Annotated in this window: 24 protein-coding genes; 7 read left to right on the top strand and 17 right to left on the bottom strand. The window is 63.8% G+C overall.

The features are described from left to right. Position 1: 1 nt before the first annotated feature. The 16 genes from AC1DZP_RS19930 to AC1DZP_RS19855 all read right to left on the bottom strand — a co-directional run bounded on the left by AC1DZP_RS19930 (position 2) and on the right by AC1DZP_RS19855 (position 15,674). A complete protein-coding gene (locus AC1DZP_RS19930) occupies positions 2-676 on the bottom strand; it encodes a response regulator transcription factor (protein ID WP_167392270.1) in 675 nt (224 codons plus the stop codon). Between the two features lie 360 nt (positions 677-1,036). After that, entirely contained in the window at positions 1,037-2,590 is a 1,554-nt protein-coding gene (locus AC1DZP_RS19925; protein WP_457150981.1) for a Do family serine endopeptidase, read from the bottom strand. Positions 2,591-2,721: 131 nt separating this feature from the next. Then, entirely contained in the window at positions 2,722-3,189 is a 468-nt protein-coding gene (locus AC1DZP_RS19920; protein ID WP_111549123.1) for a cytochrome c-type biogenesis protein, read from the bottom strand. Further along, a complete protein-coding gene (locus AC1DZP_RS19915; RefSeq protein WP_477304765.1) occupies positions 3,186-5,177 on the bottom strand; it encodes a heme lyase CcmF/NrfE family subunit in 1,992 nt (663 codons plus the stop codon). The genes AC1DZP_RS19920 and AC1DZP_RS19915 overlap by 4 nt, the downstream gene beginning before the upstream one ends. A 71-nt stretch (positions 5,178-5,248) precedes the next feature. Then, a complete protein-coding gene (gene ccmE / locus AC1DZP_RS19910; protein WP_095089931.1) occupies positions 5,249-5,692 on the bottom strand; it encodes a cytochrome c maturation protein CcmE in 444 nt (147 codons plus the stop codon). A gap of 7 nt (positions 5,693-5,699) precedes the next feature. Then, a complete protein-coding gene (ccmI, locus tag AC1DZP_RS19905; protein WP_477304763.1) occupies positions 5,700-6,839 on the bottom strand; it encodes a c-type cytochrome biogenesis protein CcmI in 1,140 nt (379 codons plus the stop codon). A 127-nt stretch (positions 6,840-6,966) separates the two neighbouring features. Next, a complete protein-coding gene (locus AC1DZP_RS19900; protein WP_477304761.1) occupies positions 6,967-7,404 on the bottom strand; it encodes a hypothetical protein in 438 nt (145 codons plus the stop codon). A gap of 176 nt (positions 7,405-7,580) precedes the next feature. After that, a complete protein-coding gene (locus tag AC1DZP_RS19895; protein ID WP_477304759.1) occupies positions 7,581-9,014 on the bottom strand; it encodes an ATP-binding protein in 1,434 nt (477 codons plus the stop codon). Then, a complete protein-coding gene (locus tag AC1DZP_RS19890) occupies positions 8,998-9,663 on the bottom strand; it encodes a response regulator transcription factor (RefSeq protein WP_023812809.1) in 666 nt (221 codons plus the stop codon). Before AC1DZP_RS19890 ends, AC1DZP_RS19895 begins: the two co-directional genes overlap by 17 nt. Before the next feature lie 90 nt (positions 9,664-9,753). Next, entirely contained in the window at positions 9,754-10,053 is a 300-nt protein-coding gene (locus tag AC1DZP_RS19885; protein ID WP_457150988.1) for a hypothetical protein, read from the bottom strand. Positions 10,054-10,222: 169 nt separating this feature from the next. Next, complete coding sequence (locus AC1DZP_RS19880) at positions 10,223-10,630, bottom strand: DUF3168 domain-containing protein (RefSeq protein WP_477304757.1); 408 nt, start codon at positions 10,628-10,630, stop codon at positions 10,223-10,225. Positions 10,631-10,711: 81 nt separating this feature from the next. After that, positions 10,712-11,518 carry an ABC transporter permease gene (locus AC1DZP_RS19875; RefSeq protein ID WP_477304755.1) on the bottom strand — a complete coding sequence of 269 codons (807 nt, stop codon included), beginning with the start codon at positions 11,516-11,518 and terminating at the stop codon, positions 10,712-10,714. Beyond that, positions 11,518-12,351: an ABC transporter permease gene (locus tag AC1DZP_RS19870; RefSeq protein ID WP_477304753.1), complete on the bottom strand. Its 834-nt coding sequence runs from the start codon at positions 12,349-12,351 to the stop codon at positions 11,518-11,520. The genes AC1DZP_RS19875 and AC1DZP_RS19870 overlap by 1 nt, the downstream gene beginning before the upstream one ends. Positions 12,352-12,376: 25 nt before the next feature. Next, on the bottom strand, positions 12,377-13,492 hold the full coding sequence (locus AC1DZP_RS19865) for an ABC transporter substrate-binding protein (RefSeq protein WP_095089917.1): 1,116 nt from the start codon (positions 13,490-13,492) through the stop codon (positions 12,377-12,379). A gap of 69 nt (positions 13,493-13,561) precedes the next feature. Further along, positions 13,562-14,656 carry an ABC transporter ATP-binding protein gene (locus tag AC1DZP_RS19860; RefSeq protein ID WP_477304751.1) on the bottom strand — a complete coding sequence of 365 codons (1,095 nt, stop codon included), beginning with the start codon at positions 14,654-14,656 and terminating at the stop codon, positions 13,562-13,564. A 91-nt stretch (positions 14,657-14,747) separates the two neighbouring features. Beyond that, positions 14,748-15,674 (bottom strand): LysR substrate-binding domain-containing protein, encoded by a 927-nt coding sequence (locus AC1DZP_RS19855; protein ID WP_095089913.1) that lies wholly within the window; start codon positions 15,672-15,674, stop codon positions 14,748-14,750. 84 nt (positions 15,675-15,758) lie between these two features. On the opposite strand from AC1DZP_RS19855, the gene AC1DZP_RS19850 reads away from it, so the two are divergent. The 7 genes from AC1DZP_RS19850 (at position 15,759) to AC1DZP_RS19820 (ending at position 23,909) form a co-directional block, all read left to right on the top strand. Beyond that, positions 15,759-17,363: a zinc-binding metallopeptidase family protein gene (locus AC1DZP_RS19850; protein WP_477304749.1), complete on the top strand. Its 1,605-nt coding sequence runs from the start codon at positions 15,759-15,761 to the stop codon at positions 17,361-17,363. Between the two features lie 20 nt (positions 17,364-17,383). After that, positions 17,384-18,316 carry a dimethylarginine dimethylaminohydrolase family protein gene (locus AC1DZP_RS19845; RefSeq protein WP_095089911.1) on the top strand — a complete coding sequence of 311 codons (933 nt, stop codon included), beginning with the start codon at positions 17,384-17,386 and terminating at the stop codon, positions 18,314-18,316. A gap of 276 nt (positions 18,317-18,592) precedes the next feature. Next, complete coding sequence (locus tag AC1DZP_RS19840) at positions 18,593-20,032, top strand: FAD-binding oxidoreductase (protein WP_477304747.1); 1,440 nt, start codon at positions 18,593-18,595, stop codon at positions 20,030-20,032. 21 nt (positions 20,033-20,053) lie between these two features. Next, positions 20,054-20,191 carry a hypothetical protein gene (locus tag AC1DZP_RS19835; RefSeq protein ID WP_477304745.1) on the top strand — a complete coding sequence of 46 codons (138 nt, stop codon included), beginning with the start codon at positions 20,054-20,056 and terminating at the stop codon, positions 20,189-20,191. A 296-nt stretch (positions 20,192-20,487) separates the two neighbouring features. Then, a complete protein-coding gene (locus AC1DZP_RS19830; RefSeq protein WP_477304743.1) occupies positions 20,488-22,641 on the top strand; it encodes a transglycosylase domain-containing protein in 2,154 nt (717 codons plus the stop codon). A 121-nt stretch (positions 22,642-22,762) separates the two neighbouring features. Beyond that, a complete protein-coding gene (locus AC1DZP_RS19825; protein ID WP_477304741.1) occupies positions 22,763-23,347 on the top strand; it encodes a DUF1214 domain-containing protein in 585 nt (194 codons plus the stop codon). After that, on the top strand, positions 23,340-23,909 hold the full coding sequence (locus AC1DZP_RS19820; RefSeq protein ID WP_477304740.1) for a DUF1254 domain-containing protein: 570 nt from the start codon (positions 23,340-23,342) through the stop codon (positions 23,907-23,909). The genes AC1DZP_RS19825 and AC1DZP_RS19820 overlap by 8 nt, the downstream gene beginning before the upstream one ends. Here AC1DZP_RS19820 and AC1DZP_RS19815 read toward each other — a convergent pair. Beyond that, positions 23,906-24,094: a hypothetical protein gene (locus AC1DZP_RS19815; RefSeq protein WP_246461176.1), complete on the bottom strand. Its 189-nt coding sequence runs from the start codon at positions 24,092-24,094 to the stop codon at positions 23,906-23,908. The two genes, AC1DZP_RS19820 and AC1DZP_RS19815, sit on opposite strands and share 4 nt — an antisense overlap. Positions 24,095-24,117: the final 23 nt, after the last annotated feature.

The raw sequence follows: 24,117 nt of genomic DNA, 5'->3' as shown, positions 1-24,117 counted from the left end.
GCTAGCCGCTCTTCAGCATGTAACCGGCGCCGCGAACGGTATGCAGTATGGACTTGTCGAAGCCCTTCTCGATCTTGCCGCGCAGCCGCGAGACATGGACGTCGATGACATTGGTCTGCGGATCGAAATGATAGTCCCAGACATTTTCGAGCAGCATGGTGCGCGTCACCACCTGGCCGGCATGGCGCATCAGATACTCCAGCAGGCGGAATTCGCGCGGCTGCAGCGTGATCTCGCGCGCCGCGCGGCGGACCGAATGCGACAGCCTGTCGAGTTCCAGATCGCCGACGCGGTAGACGGTTTCCGCTTCCTTGGCGCTGGCGCGGCGGTTCAGCACCTCGACACGGGCCAGAAGCTCAGAGAAGGCATAGGGCTTGGTCAGATAGTCGTCGCCGCCGGCGCGCAGGCCGGTGACCCGGTCGTCGACCTCGCCGAGCGCCGAAAGGATCAGCACCGGCGTCGTGTTGCCCCTGGACCTCAGGCCGGCAATGACCGACAGGCCGTCGCGGCGCGGCATCATCCGGTCGATGACCATCACGTCGTAGTCGCCAGCGTCGGCGAGCGCAAAGCCGGTTTCGCCGTCTCCGGCAACATGGGCCGTGTGACCGGCCTCGGCGAAGGCTTTCTGCAAGTAATCCGCAGCCTCGCGATCGTCTTCTATGACGAGAATCTTCATAGGACTGTTATACGCGATTTCGCTGGAAGGTTGAGTGGCAGACATCTGCATTGTGGCCTTTGCCAAAGCGCATCGCGATCAAGATCATCCGAAGCCGCGCGCGAAAAAAATCCTTGTCCCGACCTCGTTGCGCCAAGACCGCTGAAACGCTTTTTGACGACATGCCTTGAGGGTGCGGCAGCGGGCGATGGGAAGCCCGCTGCCGCCGGGGAGAGCGCGATGACTGACTAACGCGCGCTCCACCATGCTTTCCCGTACGGCGGCTCGGGGGTGTTGAAACCGCCGCACTGGAAAAGTCGAACCTGCCGCCGGAGCGCCCTCATCCGCAGGGAGAAGACAAGGACGCTCCGGCGACGTGCCTCAGCCCTTTGCGACGGGCAGCGCGACGAAACGATTGTTGTCGTCGCGGGTGATCTGCATCAGCACAGCCTTGCGGCCGGACTTGACCGCCTCGGTCATCGCCTTGGTGACGTCGTCGGTGGCATTCACTTCGGTCGAATTGACCGATGTGATGATGTCGCCCGGCTGGATGCCGCGGTCGGCGGCATCGCTGTCGGGATCGACATCGGTCACCACCAGTCCCTTGCCGTTTTCGGACTTGGTGACGGTCAGGCCGAGATCGGCCAGCGAGTCGGGCTTGGCCGGAGCGGCGGGCTGCTGCTGGTCGGCCGATGCCTGCTTGTCGCTCGAAGGCAGTTTGCCGAGGTCGACCTTGACCGTCTGGCTCTTGCCATCACGCCATACGGTGACGTCGACCGACTTGCCAGGCGAGTAGGCGCCGATCAGCCGGGCCAGTTCCTTCGGCGAAGCGACGTCCTTGCCGTCGACCTGGGTGATCACGTCACCAGCAATGATGCCGGCCTTCTTGCCGGGACCCTCATCCTGGGCGCTGGAAACCAAGGCCCCATTCTGCGACTTCAGGCCCAGCGATTCGGCGATGTCTGAGGTGACCGGCTGAATTTCGACACCGAGCCAACCACGCTGCACGGAACCGCTCTTCATCAGGTCCTGAACGACCTGCTTGGCGGTCGAAGCCGGAATGTCGAAGGCGATGCCGACGCTGCCACCTGACGGCGAGAAGATTGCGGTGTTGATGCCGACGACCTGACCGTTGAGGTTGAAGGTCGGGCCGCCCGAATTGCCGCGATTGACCGAAGCATCGATCTGGATGAAGTCGTCATAGGGGCCAGCGCCGATGTCGCGGCCACGAGCCGAGACGATGCCGGCGGTAACCGTGCCGCCGAGGCCGAACGGATTGCCGACGGCCACCACCCAGTCACCGACGCGAACCTTGGAGTCGTCCGCGAAGTCGACATAGGTGAACTTGCCGACGCCGTCGACCTTGAGCACGGCGAGATCGGTGCGTGGGTCGGTGCCGATCAGCTTGGCGTCGAGTTCCTTGCCGTCATTCATCACCACGGTGAAGGCCGAGCCTTCCTCGACGACGTGGTTGTTGGTGACCAGATAGCCATCATCGGAGATGAAGAAGCCGGAACCCTGCGCAACCGGTCGCGGCTGGTCGTTGTTGTGGTCGCGGTGGCTGAAGCGGCGATTACCGCCACCCTCGCCGTTCTGATCGCCAAAACCACGGAATTCCTTGAAGAAGCGGCGCAACTGCGGATTGTTGGGCAGGTTGTTCATGCCGTCCGGATCGTCGGACTGATCGGAGCCGTCATCGGCCACCGGGCTGATCTTGGCCTTGACCTTGACGCTGACCACGGCCGGAGAAACGCGCTCGACGACGTCGGCGAAGCCCGGCACCTGCGGCGCCTCGACACGCACTGCATCGGCCAGAACGGGCCCTGTTCCAGTCGTCAGCGCACCGATGCCGATCGCGCCGGCAACGGCGATGGATGCGACGGCGGCCATCAGACGCTTGCGGGTGACGGAATATGAATTGGGGGCAATACTCATGGGGTCTCGTATCCTCTTTCAAATGGACGCCCTTGATCGGCATCCTCGGGAAAGAGAATTAGAGAGGCGCACATTACAGCGCTATTTCCGACGCATGAAATTTTGGTAATGTTTGGGGACGTTCGTGACCGTCAGTCGCGGCGCAAAATGGCGTCCAACGATGCCTGCTCTTCGGCGGACAGGGATTTTGTTGCCAGCGTGCGACGCGACCGCGCGGTCATCACAATGAAAATGCCGCCAACGAGCAGCAGGATGACCGGCGTACCCCACAGCAAGGCATTGCGCAGCTCGAAGCGCGGCTTCAGCAGGACGAACTCGCCGTAGCGCGACACGACATAGTCCATCACCTGCTGATCGGTATCGCCGGCAACGAGGCGCTGGCGCACAAGGATGCGCAGGTCGCGGGCCAGATCGGCGTCGGATTCGTCGATCGACTGGTTCTGGCAGACCATGCAGCGCAGGCCTTCGGATAGCGCCCGCGCCCTCGCCTCGAGCGCCGGATCGGCCAGCATCTCGTCTGGCTTCACCGCCTGTGCCGCGCCGGCGAAAAGCAGCGCCAGCAGCAGCACGATCGAGGTCAGCGAAAGCCGAGCGCTCATGGCAGGCCCGCGGACGGCACGGCACTGGCCTGCTTGCGCCGGCGCGACGGTGCGCCGACACGCAGGCGCCTGTCCATCAGCGACATGGCCGCGCCTGCCATCATCACCAGGCCGCCGCCCCAGATCAGCGTCACCAGCGGCTTCCACCACAGGCGCACCACGACGGAGCCGTCCTTGCCCTCGTCGCCGAGCGAGATGTAGAGCTGGGAGAGGCCCATCGTCCTGATGCCCGACTCCGTCGTCGTCATCTGGCGCACCGGATAGAAACGCTTGGCGGAACTGATTTCGCCAATCGCGCTACCGCTGACACCGATCAGTTCGAAGCGGCCGCGATCCTCGCTGTAGTTCGGACCCTGGGCAGGGTAAAGCCCGACGAAACGCAGCGCGTGGCCGGACAGTTCGACGGTTTCGCCGGCATGCATCGACAGGATTTTTTCCGTGCCAAAGCAAAGCGTGCCGACGATGCCGAGCGTGGTAAGGCCAAGGCCAAGATGCGCAAAGGCAGTGCCGAAGACCGAGCGCGGCAAGCCGAGCAGGCGCCTGACCACGTTCCCGGCAGCAACGTTGCCGAAGCCTGACTTGACCGCGAGATCGGTGAGCGCGCCAAGGATCAGCCAGACGGCGAGGCCGACGCCGAGTGCGGCGAACACCGAGGCGCCGTCGATGAACAGGGCGGTGACCAGCGTCGCCAGAAGGGCGGCGGCAAAGGCCACCATCAGGCGTTGGGCGACGGCGAAGACATCGCCGCGCTTCCAGGCCAGCAGCGGCCCGAACGGAACCATCACCAGCAGCGGCACCATCAGCGGGCCGAAGGTCAGGTTGAAGAACGGCGCGCCGACCGAGATCTTGTCGGCCGAGAAAGCCTCGACGGCGAGCGGATAGAGCGTGCCGACGAGCACAGTCGCGGTCGCCGTGGTCAGGAACAGATTGTTGAGGACGAGCGCACCTTCGCGCGAAATCGGGTGAAACAGGCCGCCGGCCGTCAACCGGGAGGCACGCACCGCGAACAGCGCCAGCGAACCGCCGATGAACAGCGTCAGGATGCACAGGATGAAGACGCCGCGTGTCGGATCGGTGGCGAAGGCGTGGACGGAGGTCAGTACGCCCGAGCGGACCAGGAAGGTGCCGAGCAGCGACAGCGAAAAAGTCAGGATGGCAAGCAGCAGCGTCCAGATCTTCAGTGCCGAGCGCTTTTCCATGACGATGGCCGAATGCAGCAGCGCGGTGCCGGCCAACCACGGCATGAAGGAGGCGTTCTCGACCGGGTCCCAGAACCAGAAACCGCCCCAGCCGAGCTCGTAATAGGCCCAGTACGAGCCCATGGCGATGCCGCCGGTCAGGAACATCCAGGCGACCAGCGTCCACGGCCGCACCCAGCGCGCCCAGGACGCGTCGATGCGCCCTTCGATGAGGGCGGCGACCGAGAAGGAAAAGCAGATCGAGAAGCCGACATAGCCGAGATAGAGAAACGGCGGGTGAATGGCGAGGCCGAGGTCCTGCAGGATCGGGTTGAGATCGCGGCCTTCGATCGGCGCCGGATTGAGCCGGATGAACGGGTTGGACGTCGCCAGGATGAACAGGAAGAAGGCGGCGCCGATGGCGCCTTGCACGGCAAGCACATTGGCGCGCAGCGTCGCCGGCAGGTTTGATCCGAAGGCGGCGACAAGCGCGCCGAAGAAGGTCAGGATCAGCACCCAGAGCAGCATCGAGCCTTCGTGATTGCCCCAGGTTCCGGTGATCTTGTAGATCAGCGGCTGCAGCGAATGCGAGTTTTCCCACACGCTCGCCACCGAGAAGTCGGAACTCGCATAGGCGCTCGCGAGCGCTACGAAGGACAGCGCCGTCAAGGCAAAGCCTGTCACCGCGACCGGACCGCCGACAGCCATCAGGCGCTGGTTGTTCAGGCGTGCGCCAAACAACGGCACGATGGTCTGCACCAGCGAAAGCGCAAACGCCAGGACCAGCGCGAAATGTCCGGTTTCAACCATGGTTGGGCCCAGACTTTTGTTTTGCCGCAGGTTCTTGCCGCAAAACCGTGGGATCCCTTTGCGGAACCGGCTTATTCACTCTTGCTCTCCTGCCAGACGCCCTTGGCCTTGAGGCCGTCGGCCACCTCCTTGGGCATGTAGCGCTCATCATGCTTGGCCAGCACGCTGTCGGCAACGAAGGTGCCGTCAGGGCCGAAACTGCCCTCGGTGATGACGCCCTGCTCTTCGCGGAAAAGGTCGGGCAGGATGCCGGTGTAGGTGACTTTGACCGATTTGTGCGTGTCGGTGACCGAGAAGGCGACCGTCGCCCCCTGCCCGCGCTGGATCGTGCCTTTTTCGACCAGCCCGCCCAGCCTGATGCGCTGGCCGGGCTGGACACTGGCGGTGGTGAGGTCGGCCGGCATGTAGAAATAGGACGCCTTCTGGCCAAGCGCATAGAAGGTCAGCCCGGTGGCGGCGCCCAGGAAGGCCAGCCCGCCCGCGATCACCGACAATCGTTTCTGCTTGCGCGTCATGTCAGTCCTACTCCGTCGCCGTCAGGCCAAGCGAAGCGGCAAAGGCGGTGAATTTCTTGGCTTCGTCACTGTCGGCTCCGAAGACGGCAATAGCGCGACCCAGCGCGTCACGCGCCTGGTCTGCCTTGCCGAGCACGACATACGAACGCACGAGCCGCATCCATCCTTCCGGGTCACGCGGATTTTGCCGCAGTTTGTCGTCGAGACCGGCGACCATGGTGTTGATCATGGCTTCCCTGTCGGCGGGAGACATGGAGGAAGCGGCGTCGACATCGCCGGCATCGGGACCGTTGGTGGCGCCGCCGGAGGCGACTTCGGGGCTGCCGGATTTGGCCAGCGCCTGTTCGACCGCACCGCGCCATGGCGAATCCGGCGGCAGCCTGCCCAGCATCGCCTGCCAGGCCGCGACCGCCTCCTTGGCGCGGCCCTCCTGCGCCAGCGCCATGGCCAGGTAGAAGCTGGCTTTCGCATTGGCCGGATCGAGCTTCAGCGCGGCCTCAAAGGCATCCTGGGCATCGGCCGAGACGATGCCGCCTGCCGCATTGGCGATCGCCTCGCCAAGACCTGCCCTGCGGACCGCGCTGTCGCCGTCGAGGCGAATGGCATTGCGATAGGCCGCCGCAGCATCGGAAAAGCGCTGCATGCGCAGATAGACGGGGGCGAGCACATCCCACCCCCTGCCATCGGATGGATTGGCGGCAAGATGGGCCTCGGCCCGCGCCACCAACTCGTCCACCGAACTGTCGGCCGGATTCTTGGCCAATCGTTCACTGAGCGGTTGCGACGGCAGGTCGGGAGACCCGAGCTGGCTGTAGAGCCCCCAGCTGACCAGCGGGACCGCCAGAACGGCCGCGGTCGCCACCAGCCTCGCCGCGACCGAGGCCTGCCTGACGGATGCCTTGCCGGCCGCTGCCGCATTGTCGAGGCGGAGGATGCGGCGCGCGATCTCGGCGCGCGCTTCAGTCGCTTCGGCCGGCTGGATCAAGCCACGCGCGGCGTCGCGGTCGAGTTCGGACAACTGATCGCGATAGACTTCCAGATCGTGATCGCCGGTCGACGACGCGCCGTTCGAGCTGGCGGCCAGCGGCAGCAGCACCGCCAGGCTCGCACCCAGCGTGAGAATTGCGGCTATGACCCAGAACAGCATGGTTCTTCCAATAAAGGCAGAGCCATGCCCTGCCAACAGATGCATCCTGCGACGCTTTGACGGCAGGCGCGCCGCATGTCCTTGATCGACATCAACCGGCCGGACATCAGCCGGATCCGGTTGATCGTCAGGTCAGCGGCGTCCAGCTACCGTCGGCGTTGCGGCAAGCGGTACCGCGCGCCGTGACGCCGGCTCCGCCGGCAAACACCGTCTGCGTGTACTGGCGGCAGTCCTGCGAACCGACGCGGTAGGGCTGGCCGGGAACCACCTCGCCATAGTGCGAGGCCTGGTCGCCCTTCCACGCCACCTTCTGGCCACTGGTCGTATATTCGAGCGCCTTGTATTCCGCCTCGAGCGCGCTGCGCTTCTCGGTCTCGCTCAGGCCGTTGCCGATCGAGCCGCCTACCAGGCCGCCGTCCATTGCCGAAATGATCGTCGTGGTGACCTTGCCGCCGGACGGAGGCGTCGAGGCCGGCGTCGGCGCAACCGAGGGGCCCTTGCCGCTCAGGGTGGTGCAGCCGGAAACGGCCAGCAATGCGGAAACAAGCGCGACGCGAATCTTCATGCCAACAACCGGTTTTCTTGAGTTGGAGCCTGTCATGGATGAGCCGGGGGCCGCGTCATCGAAGAAGTCGGCGTGGCCATAGTATTGATATTTGTCGGAAATTTGGCCGCTTGGATCAATCGACATGCCGCCATAGTAAATACTGTCCGTCGAACTCGGATTGATCCGGGAAGGCATCATTGAAGGCTCCGCAATCGCACCACCGCCTTCAATCCGCCCATGTCGGACCGTTCGAGCGCCAGAACGCCTCCATACTCGTTGACGAGGTCGGCGACAATGGCCAGCCCCAGGCCTGTTCCGGGCTTTGTCTCATCGAGGCGCCGTCCACGCTTCATCGCCTCGCGCGCCTTGTCCTCGGGAATGCCCGGGCCGTCATCCTCGATGCTGATCTCAAACAGGCTGGCCGCCTCGTCCTTGCCGGTCAAAGGCACGACCGATACCAACACCGCGCTCTTAGCCCATTTCATCGCGTTTTCGAGGAGATTGCCCAGCAATTCCTCAAGGTCCTCGCGCTCGCCGGCAAAGACGATGTCAGTCGCCGGCAGCGCCAGCGACAGGTTGGTCTGCGGGTTGAGTTTCTGCAAAACCCGCACCATGCGCTGCACCAGGGGCGCCACCGGCGTGCGGTAGACGACGCTGTCGCGCTGCGCCGCGACACGGGCTCGCTGCAGGTAGTGATCGACCTGCTTCTGCATGGAAGCGGCCAGTTCGGCAATCAACTGCCCCTTGGCGCCGCCAAGCGCCCGGCCCTCGTTGAGCAGCACCGCCAGCGGCGTCTTCAGCGAGTGGGCGAGATTGCCGACCTGGGTTCGCGACCGCTCGACGATGCGCCTGTTGTTTTCGATCAACGCATTGGTTTCGTTGGCAAGCGGTTCGATCTCGGCCGGAAACTGGCCGTCGAGCCTGTGCGCAGTGCCCTCGCGCACCATGGCAAGTGCGTTCCTGACCCGGCGCAGCGGCTGCAGGCCGAGCAGAATGGCGATCGCGTTGATGGCGATCATGCCGACACCGAACAGGCTGAGATAAGTTAGGAGGCGACGCTGGAAGGTTGAGATTTCCTGTTCGAGTTCGCTCTGGTTGCCCATGACGCGGAAGCGCGCGGCGCGGTTCTTGGAGTCGAGAACGAATTCGCTCTCGAACACTTCGAGTTGCTCCCCATTGATGCCTTCGGTCGCATAGCTGCGCTGGAAACTGGAATTGAAGGGCACATCGGCGACATCGGGCGATGGGATCGTCTTGGTCATCGACGACGAGTGAAGATCTCCGTGCACGCCTTCCGAAGCAGGTTCCACCGACCAGTACCAGCCAGAATTCGGCTCGGAGAACCGCAGGTCGCCGAGATCGGGAGCGCCGGTGAGCGCACCGCTGTCGGAAATGCCGATGGAGCCGATCAGGTTGAACAGATGCGCCGAAAGCAGGCTGTCGAAGCCGCGCTCGCTGGCCTGGCGATAGAGCGTGGTGATCAGGGTGAAGATGATGACAAGGGTCACGATCGCCCACACCGTGGAAAAGGCGATCACACGGAATGTCAGCGAACGCGGCCACAAACGCAGCGAAAGCGGCGTCCTTGCGGTTTGTTTGAGCGGTTCCGAGTTACGCCTCCGGCTCACGCATGCGGTAGCCCATGCCGCGCACGGTTTCGATCATGTCGATGCCCATCTTCTTGCGCAGCCGCCCGACAAAGACCTCGATGGTGTTGGAATCGCGGTCGAAATCCTGGTCGTAGAGATGTTCGACCAGTTCGGTCCGCGAGACCACCTCGCCCATATGATGCATCAGATAGGCAAGCAGGCGAAACTCGTGCGAGGTCAGTTTCAGCGGCACGCCGTCGACATCGGCCTTCGACGCCTTGGTGTCGAGGCGTAGCGGCCCGCAGGTCAGTTCGGACGAGGCATGGCCGGCGGCGCGCCGGATCAGCGCCCTGAGCCTCGCCAGCACCTCCTCGATGTGGAACGGCTTGGTGACATAGTCGTCGGCGCCGGCGTCGATGCCGGAGACCTTGTCGCTCCAGCGATCGCGCGCCGTCAGGATCAGCACCGGCATCTTGCGGCCGCCGCGACGCCACCGCTCGACCACGCTGATGCCATCCATCTGCGGCAGGCCGATGTCGAGCACGACGGCATCGTAGGGCTCGGTGTCGCCGAGGAAATGCCCCTCCTCGCCATCGAAGGCGCGGTCGACGACATAGCCGGCATCGACCAGCGCGTCCGATATCTGCCGGTTGAGATCCTTGTCATCCTCGACGACGAGTACGCGCATGCGAAAATCGATACCTGTTGATGAGCTGGGGGCAGATATAGGCCGATTCCGGCGGCCTGGGAAACGAAGGCCTGTAAGATGAAAGATTGGTCAGTTCTGCGGCACGACGATTTCGGAGCGGCGCGGACGCTGCCCGTCCTTGCCCGGGACGAGCACGACGATGACGCAGACCGGCTGGCCGCCGCGGGTCGATTGCGAGGCCTTGGCCAGCGTTCCGCCATTCTGCGCGGCCACCTGCTGGCCGATGGCGTAGCAATCGGAAGCCGCCAAAACGATCGGGCCGCCCTGGTCAGGCGTGATGACCGGTGTCGCCATCGCCTGCGACGCAAACAGCCCGGCAGCACAGAGCGCCAGTGTCGCGGTTCGGAAGTGGGAGCGAAGCGTTTTCATGGCTGGCGTTGTAACGCATCGGTGCTGAACGTGAAATGAACAGTGAACGCCACCAAGACCATGCCCGCTACCCCCTGAAACGCGAGACGACCGATCGAATTTCGCCGCCCACCCGACGAAATCCCGGAAGTGTCAGTCTAGACCCCGTTTGGACCATATTGAAAGCGCATCAGTCACTATCCTGCGTTATGGCGCGAAAACGCAGCAAACCATGATGCACGAGCAGGTCCTCGTCATAGCGGGCCTCGGCGAATTCCAGCACGAGGCGTGTCTGTCCACGCGGGCCGATGATCAGCACCGCGTCGGCGAGGCGCGCCTTGATGCTGTCCATGATGGCACGCGTTTCGGCGTCGCTATGGGTCTTCGACCAGACGTGCAGCGTGACCAGTTGATCGGCATCGTTCTGGACCCCGGTATCCCAGTCGAAGGCGCTGGTCTGGCCGCAGGTTACGTGTGGAAAGGCGGCGTTGTCGGCCGCGTGTTCGAGCAGCCCGGCGCCGCCCAGCAGCGCCGACAGCGATGCATCGCTCCTCAATCTCTGGAACAAGGCCTGCTGCAAGTCGCCGGACGCGGTCATCGTTTTCCTTCATCGTAGCGGCTTGCCGATCATGTGCCGGGATCGCCTCCAAGGGTATCCGGATTCTGCCCGGCTTGCCAATCAGCGGACGCCGCGCAACCTAACCACGAAACTGCGCAGCGCAAGCACCAGCACCGTGATGATGATCAGAATCACGGAAAGCGCGGCGATCGCCGGATCGATGTTGTCGCGCAGCCCCATCCACATCAGCCTGGGCAGCGTGATGGCGTTGACCGAGGTGATAAACAGCGTGACGCCGATCTCTTCCCAGGACAGCACGAAGGACAAAAGTGCCGCGGTGATGATGCCGAACTTGATGTTGGGCATGATGATGCGGGTGGCTCGCGCCCATACCGACGCGCCCAGACCGCGCGCGGCGAGGTCGATGCGCCGGTCGAGCTGGCTGAGCGAGACCAGCATCAGCACGGTGGCGAAGGGCACCGTCATCACCGAATGGGCCATGGCAACGCCAAGCCAGGTGTCGTAGCCGAAGAGCGAGCTGAAGCCGGAGATCGAGGTGAGCAGGAAGTAGAGCGTGATGGCCGAGACCACCGGCGGCACGACCATGGGCAGCAGCACGAAGCCGACGAGTGCAGCAGTGAAACGCGGCTGGAACATCCACACGCCGAGGCTGAAGCACAGCGCCAGCACGGTGGAAAAGGCGCTGCTGACGATGCCGATGCGGATGCTGAGCAGGATCGAATCGATCCAGCGCGGATCCTCGATCAGCGCCCTGTAGTGGCGCAGCGACAGTTCGCCTGATGGCATGGCCAGCATGCGGCTCGGCGTCAGCGACACCGGGATGACGGCGAGCAAAGGCATCAGCAGGAACAGCGCCACGAAGGCCGCGATGATCAGGGAGACGGGACCGGGGCGATAAGTCGGCATCAGATCAATTGCTTCGGTCTGACATAACGGAACAAGAGCGCCATCAGCGCGCCGACGAACAGCACCAGCACGACGCTGATTGCCGCGCCCAGCCCCCAGTCCGGGCTCTGGAATATCCTCAGATAGATCAGCTCGGCGACCATGACGCTGCGGCCGCCGCCGAGGATCGCCGGCGTCACGAAGAAGCCCAGCGAAAACACGAAGACGATGAGGGCCGCGCCGATGATGCCGGAGCGGGTCATGGGCACGAAGACCGACCAGAAGGTGCGCATGCGGCTGGAGCCGAGCCCGCGCGCGGCCAGCAGCACGCGGTCGTCGAGGCTGCGCATGGCAGACGCCAGAGGAAAGACGGCGAAAGGAACGAGGAAATGCGTCATGCCGACGATGACGCCGAATTCGTTGCGGACCAGCGCCAGCGGTTCGGAAATGAAGCCGATCGCCTGCAGCCAGGTGTTGATCAGGCCGCGATTGGACAGTAGCGCCACCCAGCCGAAGGCGCGGGTCAGCACCGAGATCCAGAAGGGAACGAGAATGCAGAACTCGGCAACCAGGCGCTGAGCCGGGGTTCCGCGCACCCAGACGACGGTGATGGCATAGGCAGCGGCAACCGAGACCACGGTGACGACCGCCGCGATGCGCAGCGTGCGGATGAACACCGACTGCACCAGATCGTCGGTGAGCAGCGCCTCATACTGGCCCAGCCCCGGCGTCGGCAGCGTAAAGCTCCATTTGACGACGCCGAGGAACGGCCAGGCATACGCCAGGACAAGAAACAGGAGCAGCGGCGCCATCAACAGCGCCGCGCCCATCCTGTCGGAGAGATATGCTCTCATGTCGACCCGATAATCCCTGCCTCGGTCAGGCGGAGATGATCTTGGTGTATTCGTCGAGCGCCGGCCCGTAGTTCTTGGCGTACCAGTCCATATCGAGCGCGATCTGCTTCTTCATGTTCTCGGGGTCGACCGGGTTGATCCGCTTCTTGTCGGCAGGGATCAGCGCGTCGGCGGCCGGGTTTGCTGGGCCCTGGCCGAGCTTGTCGAACATGACCAGCTGCTTTTGCGGGTCCTGGGCGCTGGCGATGAACTTCATGGCCGCGTCCTTGCCGCCGGGATTGCCCTTGAGCACGGCGAGCGCGCCGGGCGAGATCAGCCCCTGGTCCCAGATGAACTTGATCTTGCCGCCGGAATCCTGCTCGATCAGCGAGGCGCGGGTCGACCAGACGATCGCCATCGAGGCCTCGCCATTGAGCAGCACGCTCTGGCTCTCGGCACCGCCGCCCCAATAGGCAACGACGTTCTCCTTGAAGGCGGCGATCTTGTCGTGCGCGCGCTTCAGGTCGAGCGGATAGAGCGAGGCGGGCGCGATGCCGTCGGCCAGAAGCGCTGCTTCCCAGCTCGATACGCCCCATTTGTAGAGCGAGCGCTTGCCGGGGAATTTCTTCACGTCGAAGAAATCGGCCATGCCGGTCGGCGCGTCCTTGCCGTATTTCTCGGAATCATAGGCGATGACATAAGAGAAGAAATAGGTCGAAGCGGCAAAGTCCCAGCCGAAGCCGGGCCGCATCTTCTTCTTGTCGACGATGTTGTAGTCGATCGGCTCGAGCATGCCTTGCGCGCCGAGCGTGATGGCGGAGAACGGATCGACGTCGACGAGGTCCCAGGTCGGCGCGCCGCTCTTGAACTGCGCGGCGATCGCGCCTTCGGTCGGGCCGGAGCCGTCCATCTTGACGGTGATCCCGGTGTCCTTGGTGAAGGCCTGGCCATAGGCGGCATCATAGGCCGTGATGGCGTCGCCGCCCCAGTTGACCAGCACCAGTTCCTTCGCAGCGGCGAAGGCTCCGGTCGAGCGCAACAGCATCGGCGTGCCGGCCAGCACGATTGCCGCCAGCTGTGCGAATTGCCGGCGCGAAATCTCGCCGCGCCCTGCCCTTGCGGACAGGCTCTCGATGGCTTGTTTCTTGGTGTCATTTGTCATGTCAGTTCCCCTTTTTTGTCGTTGATAGTACCGGAAAGCGGTGGCGCCGATATCTCGCCACACCGTTCGTCATTGTCCTCCATGCGGAAGGAGGAAACCTTTTTCCGCAGGCCAGGTGAGCCAGACGGAGTTGCCCTTGCTCAAGGCGGCGGCAGCTATCTCGTTGGGCACCGAGACCGTGACCTTCGCGCCTTGCCGCGTCGTCAGGTCAAGCCGCGTTGCCGCGCCAAGATAGGTGGAGTTGGTCGCGGTCGCGGCGATGCCGTTCTCGCCGGCTGCCGCCTCGCCTGATATCGACATGTATTCGGGCCGGATCGCCAGGATTGCATCGCCGCGCACCGTCTCAGCCTTGCAGCGCATGGAGACCGCGCGGTCTTCGCAGAGGCCGGTCGAGCCATTGTCGGCCGGGCGCACCCCCTTCAGCGGCAGCATGTTGATCTCGCCGAGGAACTCGGCGACGAAGCGGTTGTCTGGCCTGTCGTAGACCTCGTCGGGCGCTCCGACCTGCAGCAGTTTGCCATGATTGAAGATGGCGACGCGCGACGACAGCGCCAGCGCCTCGCTCTGGTCGTGGGTGACGAAGACGAAGGTGGTGCCGGTCTCTTGGTGCAGCCGCTTCATCTCGGCCTGCATCTGGCCACGCAGGCCCTTGTCGAGCGCGGAAAACGGCTCGTCGAGCAACAGCACGCCCGGCTCGAACACCAGCGCGCGGGCGAGCGCGACGCGCTGCTGCTGACCGCCTGAAAGTTGCGCCGGTAGCTTCTTCTCGTGGCCCTTGAGGCCCACGCGCTCGATCATCTCGCCGACACGGCGCTTGATGTCGGCCGCCGATTTCTTGCGCACCTTGAGTGGGAAGGCGATGTTGGCTTCCACGCTCATATGCGGGAACAGCGCATAGCCCTGGAACACCATGCCGGCTGCGCGCTGTTCGGCCGGTCGGTCGGTGATGTCGACGCCGTCGCTGAACAGCCGGCCCTCGGTCGGTTGCACGAAGCCGGCCAGGATCATCAGGAAGGTGGTCTTGCCCGAACCAGACGGCCCGAGCAGGGTCAGGAACTCGCCACGGCCAATATCGAGCGTCAGGTTGTCCAGCGCACGGAACGAGCCAAAGCTCTTGCCGATTCCGATTGCCTTGATCTCTGCGGCCCGGCCGGGTTGCTGCATCCTGCCTGTTTCCTCAATTCCAAAAGAAATCGTAGGGCAGCGTGCGGCCTCACCGCAACCAAATAGTTTTCGCCGGATCGGCAAATTCCATTCATCTGTCCAATCGGTGGCGCCCGTGGTCGGCCATGACCTTGGCAATGCTCTCGGCGAGTTTCGATCGCAGCCATCCGGCAAACGCGTCAAGCACCGGATGCGTCGCCTTGGCGTGTTCTGAGACGAGGAAGTAGGAGCGCGGCGATTTGATCGCGATGTCGAAGGGACGCACGAGCCTGCCTTCGGCCAGGGCCTTGCCGCTGGTCAGTTCGTCGCCCATGGCCATTCCCTGGCCGGCGATCGCGGCCGAGAAGACGAGATTCATGTCGGAAAAGAAGATACCGCCTTCCGGGTCGGGGTTCTCGACCTTGGATAGAGCTAGCCAGCGCGCCCAATCCTCGGTGTCGCCGAGATGCAGGAGAGTGGCGCGCAGCACATCGGCGGGCTTGGAGAATCCGCCGACCTTGTTGAGGAGCATCGGACTGCAGAGCGGCGTAAAGGAAATCTCGCACAACAGTTCGGCGGCCCGGTTCGGCCAATTGCCAACGCCAAAGGCGATGAAGGCGTCGGCGTCGGCATTGCTGACGTCATCCAGCCGACGCGGCGTCAGGATGCGCAGCGCGACATCGGGGTACATCTGCCTGAACTCGCCGATATGGGTGCACAGGAACAGCGAGGCGAAGCCCGGCGTGCAGCTGATGCTGAACGAGCCGCCGACGCCTGTGCCGGCATGGCGCGTGACCGCATCGCCCAGCACGGTCAGCGCTTTGCGCACGTCGCTGGCATAGCGCTGGCCACGCGGCGTCAGCGCCACGCCCTTGCCGATGCGTTCGAGCAGATCGAAGCCAAGGTCGCGTTCAAGCAAGCGAAGCTGATGGCTCACCGCGCTGCGGGTCAGATGCAACTCGTCGGCGGCGCGCCAGACGCTGCCATGACGAGCGAAGCTGTCGAGCGCACGCAGCGCCTGGGTGGATGGTATGCGCAAGAGGCCTCAGGTGAACCGAATTTGCATGAGCCGGGAAAACATATCACTTTCTAGCGAACCGCTTCACTGCTTTCTTCTCGTCTCATGGAGGAACCCGTGGCCACCTCGGCGCGAACGACCGCCCTCGCCTGTCTCGACGACATCCAGCCGTTGCTGTCGGCGTGGACGCGGACCATTTTCGACTTCGGCGAGACCGCATGGCGCGAGTATCAATCTGCCGCCTGGTACGTGGAGCGGCTGAGGCGCGAAGGCTTTTCCGTCGAAGAGGGTTCCGGCGGCATGCCCACCGCCTTCTGTGCCCATTGGACCAACGGTCCCGGCCCGACCATCGGTATGTACGCCGAATACGACGCGGTGCCGGGCAATTGCCAGGATGCCGCCACGGTCAAGCGTCCGCGCCCAGGCCTCTCCGAACATGCCGGGGGTCATACCGACCCGCATTCCGGGCTGGGCATTTCGGGCCTTGGCGGGCTGCTGGCGACCAAGGCGGCGATGCAGCGCCACGGCATTCCAGGCACGCTGCGCTTCACCGGCGAGCCGGCGGAAAAGGTGCGAGGGTCAAAGCCGATCCATGCCGCCAAGGGCTATTATGACGGCCTTGCCGGCATGATCTCCTTCCATCCGTTCTACATGCTGCCGCTCTGCAACACGGCGCGCTGGGACACGCATTGCGGCGCGGCTTACGCGATGATCTATCGCTTCATCTGCGACCAACCGGAGCGCTGGGCGCGGGCGGCGGGCGGCGCGGCACCCATTCCGCAGGCGCATTCGGCGGTGCGCGCGCCCGGCGCCAACGACGCGCTCATGATGATGTACATGGCGTCCAAGGCGCTGCGCGATTCCATGCTGCCGCACCAGGGCGGCTGGTCGATCAGCGAGGCGATCCTCACCGCCGGCCAGGCGACCGCCGACAACCTGCCGGCCGAGCTGGCCGAAATCCAGTACATGATCCGCGTGCCGACGCTGGCGATGGCCGAACAGGTCACCGCCGTGCTCGACCGGAATGCCGAGGCCGCTGCCGCCGTGAGCGGCTGCCGCCACGAGCGGCATTGGGTGTCGAAGTCGCGGCCCGGGCTGGCCAATCACGCCATGGCCGAAATCGCCTATGAATCGCTGTCGACCGTCGGGCCGCCGCGCTGGGACGAGGACGCCAAGGCAATCGCGCGCGACATGCAGGTCAATGCCGGGCGCATGGCGAGCGACGAGCCGTTCATCGAAGAACTTGAGCGCCTGATCGAGCCGCAGGCGGCGGAAGCGATCCTGCGCCGCGATCTGCCGCCCTCGCAGGTGAATTCGACCTCCGACGATTACACCGACATGAGCTGGCATGCGCCGACGGCGCGCTTCTATGTCGCCCGCCCGGCGCTGCGCTCGGAAACCGGCTACCCCTATCCGTCATGGGTGATGAATGCGCTGGGCGGCATTCCCGCCACCATCGACCCGATGGTCACCTGCGCATCGAAGACCATCGCGCTCGCCGCCCTTCGGCTGCTGGAAGACCAGGCCGCCCGCGATTCGGCGATGAATGAATTCGTCACCCGCACCGGCGGAGGAATCGGCGGCTCGAACTGGATCGCGCCGCTCTGCGACTACGAACCGCCGATTGGATTTCGTTGGCCGGAATATGTCACCACCCCGCGCGGACGAGACTGGTGGATACCGGGCAACCAGCCCAAGTCAAACGCATGATCAAGCACGAGGAGAACCCCATGACCGTTCATGACCGCATCGTCGCCGAGCCGTTTTCGCTGCAGCGCCGCAACCCGGCCGGCGGCACCAAGCCTCTGACCGCCTGGGGCTTTGCCAACGAGACCGATGTCTTGACCGACGTGCTGCTTGGTTCGCCCAATTTCCTGCGCCACCTGTCGACCAGCTCGCTGTCGCGCAAGCATCTGCGCGAGGCGCCTTGCAACGTCCAGATCGCGCAGGCGCAGCACAAGGACCTCGTCGCCGCCTATGAGCATTTCGGCGTCAACATCCACTGGCACGAGCCGACGCCGGAACTGCCGATGCAGGTCTATTCCCGCGATTCCAGTGTTATGACGCCTTACGGCGCCTTCATCACCGCAATGGCCAACTGGTGGCGGCGCGGCGAGAACTACGCGGCGATCCGCACCTACGAAAAACTCGGCATCCCAATCTACGACATGGTCACAGCGGGCACGTTCGAGGGTGGCGACTTCAACGTCATCGAAGAGGGCGTCGTATTGATCGGCTGCGGCGGCGCCCGCACGCAGGAAGAAGGCGCGCGGCAGGTGCAGGCCTGGTTCGACAAGGAAGGCTGGGAAACCCGCATCGCCTTCATCGACGAGTACTATGTCCATATCGACCTGATGGTGGTGCCGATCGCCGAGAAACTGACCGCTGTCTGCCTCGCCTGCACCGAACCCGGCATCGTCGACTGGCTGAAGGGCAAGGGCCACGAGATCATCGACGTGCCGTTCCAGGATACGATGGCGCTCGGCTGCAACTTCATGTCGCTGGGCAAGGACCGGGTGATCGCGCCGACCTCCAGCCAGGCGCTGATCGGCCAGCTCAAGGCACGCGGTTTCGAGGTCGCGGCGGTCGACATGAGCGAGATCTCGAAGACCGGCGGCGGCATCCACTGCATGGCGCAAGCGCTGAAGCGCGAACCGGCCTGAGGAGTGGAATAGCGCTGCGCTGCTTCGTTCACATTCGCATCGGCATGATCGGCATCCTGCCGGCCGAGGATGCAAGGTTGGGCGTGAAAACCGGCTGAGATCGCCGGCTAGCAGAAGCATGTGCCCAAGCCAATGCAATCACTACATCGGCTGCGGACGCCCACTTGGGCGCCGCAACGCTGGCCAATGCGAAACTTGCACGATACCTAATATAAGCGCACAGTAAAAATGTTTTTTGGGGAGGGGGACGGCTCATCTGCAAATCGGGAGGAAACCATGAACACCATGAGCCTCACCACGCTTGAACGCGGCAAAACGACAATCGACGCCGCTGTCCTGGAAGCATTTTCGGCACAATTGCGCGGCACAGTGCTGAGCGAAGGCGATGCAGCTTACGACGAAGCACGAACTGTCTGGAATGCCACGGTCGACCGACGGCCTGGGCTGATCGTGTGCTGCGTGGGCGCTTCCGACGTCATCAGTGCCGTGAATTTCGCCAGGGAGAACAGACTTCTCGTCTCCGTGCGCGGCGGCGGCCACAACATTGCCGGAAGTGCGGTCTGCGATGGTGGCCTGGTGATTGATCTGTCGTTGATGAAGTCGGTGCGGGTCGATGTCGCTGCGCGGCGGGCATGGGTCGGGCCTGGCGCGACGCTTGCCGATGTCGACAAGGAAACGCAGGCCTTCGGCCTGGCGGTGCCGACCGGCATCAACTCGACCACCGGCATATCCGGCCTGACACTGGGTGGCGGCTTCGGCTGGATAACCCGCAAATTCGGCCTGACCATCGACAATCTTGCCTCCGCGGATGTGGTCACCGCCGACGGCAAACTGCTCCGGGCCAGCCAGACCGAAAATCCGGACTTGTTCTGGGCGCTGCGAGGCGGCGGCGGCAATTTCGGCGTCGTCACGGCATTCGAGTTCCAACTCCATGAGCTTGGACCGCAGGTGCTGGCGGGGCTTGTCGTCCATCCCTTCGCCGATGCCGAAAAGGTGCTGCAGGAGTATCGCAAGGCGCTCGAAACCGCTCCTGACGAGTTGACCTGCTGGGTGGTCATGCGGCAGGCGCCGCCGCTGCCCTTCCTGCCGGCCGAATGGCATGGCAAGGAGGTGCTGGTTCTGGCCATGTGCTATTGCGGCGACATCGACGCAGGCGAAAAGGCGACGCATAAGCTTCGAGCCATCGGCACGCCGATTGCCGATGTCGTCGGCCCCAGCCTGTTCACCGGCTGGCAGCAAGCATTCGACCCGCTACTTGCGCCCGGCGCCCGCAACTACTGGAAGAGCCATGACTTCACCGAGTTTTCCGAGGAGGCGGCTGCGGTCGTCACGGGGGCAATAGCCAAGCTGCCGGGACCCGAATGCGAGATATTTGTCGGCCATGTCGGCGGCGCGGCAGGTCGCGTCAAGGCGGATGCTACGGCGTTTCCACAGCGCAGTTCGCATTTCGTCATGAACGTTCACGCCCGCTGGCGCGAACCGGCGATGGACAAGGCCTGCACCGACTGGGCTCGTGCGATCTACGAGGCGGCCAAGCCTTATGCGGCCGGCACCGTCTATGTGAACTTCATGCCGGAGGACGAGGTTGACCGGGTCGAAGCGGCCTATGGCGGCAACCATCGGCGGCTTCTGGAAATCAAGCAGCGCTACGACCCACTGAACCTGTTCCGCATGAACCAGAATTTGCGCCCGAAAGAGAACCTGCGAGCCGCTTGAAGCGTTCAATCGCAGATCGCTTTGACGTCGAGCCAGACGCTGACCTGCCAGTTCGAGGCACACCGTTTCGAACTGCCGATCGTCGACACGAGCGAGATCTCAAAGACCGGCAGCGGCATCTACTGCATGGCGCAGGCGCTGAAGCACGAGCCGGCCTGAGGAGACTGTTTTGAAATTCTACCCTGGTGGCCATCTGTTGGCGTTTTCTGCGCTTCCGTTGCTCACGGACCAAATGTCCGCTGCGCTACGGTTCTCGAAACCACCATATGACTCGCCAGAGCGAATTTCAAAACACTCCCTAAGGCGGCTCGCGCCTCTGCAACAAACCCCGGCACTGTGTCTTCGCCGCCCTTGTGAGAACTGGGGAAATGGAGGAATAGTCTCCCACGGTGGGTCGCCCTGAAATTGCCGGTTTGCGGTCTTCAGGTCGCGCCATCGCCGAGCCGGATTTCCGAATGGCCAGTCCTGAACCGCACAAGAGAAGAGGTCCGATCGCCGCCCGGCTGCTGGCGCTCGATGCATGGCTCGATTCCTCGCTCTACGAGATCGGTTTCAAGGCGCGCCAGTTCTGGGAAGCCGCGACGATCTTCTCGCGGCGCTTCCGCGTCAACGGCTGGCGCCGCGGCATCATCGAACTGTTGAGCGAAGGTTTTACTCTGGGTGCCGGTGGCATTGTGGTGATGCTGGCGCTTGCCGTTCCGGCATTCCAAGATACGGCTGGCGACTGGCGCGCCCAGGGCGACTTCGCCGTCACCTTCCTCGACCGCTACGGCAACGAGATCGGGCAGCGCGGCATCATCCAGCGCGATTCGGTGCCGGTCGACGAGATGCCCGATCACGTCATCAAGGCGGTGCTCGCCACCGAGGATCGCCGCTTCTTCGATCATTACGGCATCGACGTGCTTGGCCTTTCACGCGCTATCTTCGAGAATGTGCGGGCGAACTCCGTCGTCCAGGGCGGTTCCAGCATCACCCAGCAGCTGGCCAAGAACCTGTTCCTCACCAACGAGCGCACCCTGGAGCGCAAGATCAAGGAAGCCTTCCTGTCGCTGTGGCTCGAGGCCAATCTGTCGAAGAAGGAAATCCTGCAGCTCTATCTCGACCGCRCCTATATGGGCGGCGGCACGTTCGGCATCGAGGCGGCCGCCGACTTCTATTTCGGCAAGAGCGTCAAGGACCTGAACCTCGCCGAGGCGGCGATGCTGGCCGGCCTGTTCAAGGCGCCGACCAAATATGCACCGCACATCAATCTGCCGGCGGCGCGCGCGCGCGCCAATGTGGTGCTGTCCAACCTTGTCGATTCCGGTTTCATGACCGAGGGTCAGGTGCTGCAGGCAAGGCTGCACCCTGCCGATGTCGTCGATCGCGGCGAACAGAAAAGCCCGGATTATTACCTCGACTGGGCGTTCGACGAGGTCAAGAAGATCGCCAAGCCAGGCCAGCACTCGCTTGTGGCCCACACCACCTTCGACGCCAACATCCAGAAGGCGGCGGAAGAATCGGTGGAGTTCCACCTGCGCCAGTTCGGCAAGGAGTATAACGTCACCGAGGGCGCTGTGGTCGTCATCGAGACCAACGGCGCCGTCAGAGCCATCGTCGGTGGCCGCGACTATGGCGCCAGCCAGTTCAACCGTGCCACCAAGGCGCTGCGCCAGACCGGCTCGTCGTTCAAGCCCTATGTCTATGCAACGGCGATGGAGCACGGCTTCACGCCCGACTCCATCATTTCCGGCGGCCCGATCAGCTGGGGCACCTGGTCGCCGCACAATTACAGCGGCGAATCGGCCGGCCGGATTACACTGATCATGGCGATGGCCAAGTCGATCAACACCGTGCCGGTGCGACTGGCCAAGGACTATCTCGGCATCCCGCCGATCAAGGCAATGGCCGAGGCGATGGGGGTGGAATCGCCGCTCGAATCGCACAAGACGATGGTGCTCGGCACCTCGGGCATGACGGTGATGGATCAGGCGACGGGCTACAGCGTGTTCGCCCAGAACGGCTTTGTCGGCTCCCGGCACGGCATCACGCAGCTCGTCACCCGCACCGGCGAGGTGGTCTACGACTTCGCCAAGGATGCGCCGCCGCCGCACCGGGTGTTGTCCGAGCAGGCGCTCAAATCCATGAACACCATGCTGGCGGCGGTGCCGGTGATGGGCACGGCGCGCCGCGCGCAAATTCCCAACATCGTCGTCGCCGGCAAGACCGGGACTACGCAATCCTACCGTGACGCCTGGTTTGTCGGCTTCACCGGCAACTACACGGCGGCCGTGTGGCTGGGTAACGACGATTTCACGCCGACCAAGAACATGACTGGCGGCTCGCTACCGGCAATGGTTTGGCAGCGTCTCATGGTCTATGCCCATCAAAACATCGACCTCAAGCCGATCCCCGGCATCGACAAGCCTTTTGTCGATGAAGAGATCGCAGCCAAGGCCGGGGAAGCGCAGAAGAAGAGCGACGATCAAGCGGCAGCCGATGCGGCGGCCGAACGGCCGCCGGTGTTGTCCAGCCGGACCACGCAGACGTTGAGGGACATGACCAAGCAGTTCCAGTCAGCGCCGGCCCTCGCAGCGCCTCAACCGCCGGAAAAGCTGTCGGCACTGTGATTCTTTCCGACTGAGTGGATCTTTGCGACTGGCTTGGGCGGGCAAATCCATCGGCCCGCTTGCCACGGGACCCCGCGCCGCGATATCCCCGAGCGGCAACTCTTCGTGTCCCCGGCCCTTCATGCTCAAGAATGCACTCCTGACGCTGCTTTCGCTTGTCATAGCCATCGGCGGCGGTGGCGGCAGCGTCTGGTATGCGCTGAAAGCCCAGGATGGTGTCGGCGCCATCCGGATCGGCCAATGGACGGCCTTTCCCGATATCGGCACGCCAGCCGCCGACCCCTATTCGAAGGCCCGCGTGGCGCGTGAGGGCGTGCTTGCGCTCGGCCGCGCCGAAGGGCTGTCCTTCGTCGCCGAGCGCGACGCTGGCGGCGGCGAACTCAAGCGCGAATGCACCTATACGATCGAGGGTGGATTTCCGACGGCACGGTTCTGGACGCTCTATGCCGCCGATCAGTCGCTCGGCGTGGTCGAAACCGGCAAATCACGGCTTGCGGCGGTGCAATCCTATGGGGTGGTACGACAACCCGACAATTCAGTCATCATTTCCGCCAGCGATCACCCGATGCCGGGCAACTGGCTGCTGACCGGCGGCTTCGGCAGAATGTATTTCGTGCTGACATTCTACGACACGCCGATCGCCAGCAGCACCGGCCTGTCGGACGTTTCGCTGCCGCGGATCCTGAAGGTCGGCTGCAATGCGTAGCTCTTATGCGGCGATGCGCAAGCTTCTGCATGCTGTCCTGCTTGGCCTGGTCGGCGCCGGCATCGTGCACATCGTCGTGCTGCTCCTGGTGCCTGAATTTTCCGAACGAGACGCCTGGTCGCGGCTGTCCATGACCTCGGACCTTTACAGGATGACGCGTCTCGATGCGGAGGCCGGTGGCGCGCCAGTGGTGAAGTCCGTCGACCCGTTGTTCTACGCGACGGCGTGCCGGTTCGATCTGGGCGAAGGAGTGGTTCGCATCAAGGCACCGGGACATGTGCCGTTCTGGTCGGTGTCGGTCTATGACCGCAGCGGCCACAACATCTATTCCTTCAACGACCACACCGCCAACGACGGCGTGCTGGATGCCGTCGTGCTGACACCGGCGCAGATGATCGACGTGCGCAAGGACCTTCCCCAGGACCTTCAGGGAGCAATCTTCGTCGAGGCGCCGATCGAGGAAGGCATCTTCGTCATCCGCACTTTCGTGCCTGATGACAGCTGGAAGCCGATCGTATCAAGCTTCCTCGAAAAGAGTTCCTGCGAGCTGCAAGACTTCTAGTGGTGAGGAACCGGCTTCGTCCCTGGCGATCCCGGCTTGTCGGGATCGACCGGCCGCACTTCGCCGGCATGCGACCGCTCGTAGCGGATGCCGGGGAAGATGATCACCGCCGCCGGAATTTCGGCGGGTTGCTTTGTCCGATTGCTTGGTGCCGTACGCGGCACGAAAGACAGTACCATGCCCATGATTCGCGCATTCCTCTCGGTTT

Source organism: Mesorhizobium sp. P2_F8, from assembly GCF_056403655.1.
Note: the sequence above shows the minus strand (reverse complement) of the source record. Positions and strands in the feature narration are given on the sequence as shown.

What these genes read in the sequence shown, in the direction of transcription:
- AC1DZP_RS19925 (WP_457150981.1), bottom strand. Translation starts at nt 2,590, where the DNA reads ATGAGTATTGCCCCCAATTCATATTCCGTCACCCGCAAGCGTCTGATG.
- AC1DZP_RS19820 (WP_477304740.1), top strand. Translation starts at nt 23,340, where the DNA reads ATGCGTAGCTCTTATGCGGCGATGCGCAAGCTTCTGCATGCTGTCCTG.
- AC1DZP_RS19890 (WP_023812809.1), bottom strand. Translation starts at nt 9,663, where the DNA reads ATGCGCGTACTCGTCGTCGAGGATGACAAGGATCTCAACCGGCAGATA.
- AC1DZP_RS19825 (WP_477304741.1), top strand. Translation starts at nt 22,763, where the DNA reads ATGCTCAAGAATGCACTCCTGACGCTGCTTTCGCTTGTCATAGCCATC.
- AC1DZP_RS19885 (WP_457150988.1), bottom strand. Translation starts at nt 10,053, where the DNA reads ATGAAAACGCTTCGCTCCCACTTCCGAACCGCGACACTGGCGCTCTGT.
- AC1DZP_RS19840 (WP_477304747.1), top strand. Translation starts at nt 18,593, where the DNA reads ATGAACACCATGAGCCTCACCACGCTTGAACGCGGCAAAACGACAATC.
- AC1DZP_RS19860 (WP_477304751.1), bottom strand. Translation starts at nt 14,656, where the DNA reads ATGCAGCAACCCGGCCGGGCCGCAGAGATCAAGGCAATCGGAATCGGC.
- AC1DZP_RS19920 (WP_111549123.1), bottom strand. Translation starts at nt 3,189, where the DNA reads ATGAGCGCTCGGCTTTCGCTGACCTCGATCGTGCTGCTGCTGGCGCTG.
- ccmI (WP_477304763.1), bottom strand. Translation starts at nt 6,839, where the DNA reads ATGCTGTTCTGGGTCATAGCCGCAATTCTCACGCTGGGTGCGAGCCTG.
- AC1DZP_RS19915 (WP_477304765.1), bottom strand. Translation starts at nt 5,177, where the DNA reads ATGGTTGAAACCGGACATTTCGCGCTGGTCCTGGCGTTTGCGCTTTCG.
- AC1DZP_RS19845 (WP_095089911.1), top strand. Translation starts at nt 17,384, where the DNA reads ATGACCGTTCATGACCGCATCGTCGCCGAGCCGTTTTCGCTGCAGCGC.
- AC1DZP_RS19880 (WP_477304757.1), bottom strand. Translation starts at nt 10,630, where the DNA reads ATGACCGCGTCCGGCGACTTGCAGCAGGCCTTGTTCCAGAGATTGAGG.
- AC1DZP_RS19850 (WP_477304749.1), top strand. Translation starts at nt 15,759, where the DNA reads ATGGAGGAACCCGTGGCCACCTCGGCGCGAACGACCGCCCTCGCCTGT.
- ccmE (WP_095089931.1), bottom strand. Translation starts at nt 5,692, where the DNA reads ATGACGCGCAAGCAGAAACGATTGTCGGTGATCGCGGGCGGGCTGGCC.
- AC1DZP_RS19875 (WP_477304755.1), bottom strand. Translation starts at nt 11,518, where the DNA reads ATGCCGACTTATCGCCCCGGTCCCGTCTCCCTGATCATCGCGGCCTTC.
- AC1DZP_RS19900 (WP_477304761.1), bottom strand. Translation starts at nt 7,404, where the DNA reads ATGAAGATTCGCGTCGCGCTTGTTTCCGCATTGCTGGCCGTTTCCGGC.
- AC1DZP_RS19930 (WP_167392270.1), bottom strand. Translation starts at nt 676, where the DNA reads ATGAAGATTCTCGTCATAGAAGACGATCGCGAGGCTGCGGATTACTTG.
- AC1DZP_RS19870 (WP_477304753.1), bottom strand. Translation starts at nt 12,351, where the DNA reads ATGAGAGCATATCTCTCCGACAGGATGGGCGCGGCGCTGTTGATGGCG.
- AC1DZP_RS19815 (WP_246461176.1), bottom strand. Translation starts at nt 24,094, where the DNA reads ATGGGCATGGTACTGTCTTTCGTGCCGCGTACGGCACCAAGCAATCGG.
- AC1DZP_RS19865 (WP_095089917.1), bottom strand. Translation starts at nt 13,492, where the DNA reads ATGACAAATGACACCAAGAAACAAGCCATCGAGAGCCTGTCCGCAAGG.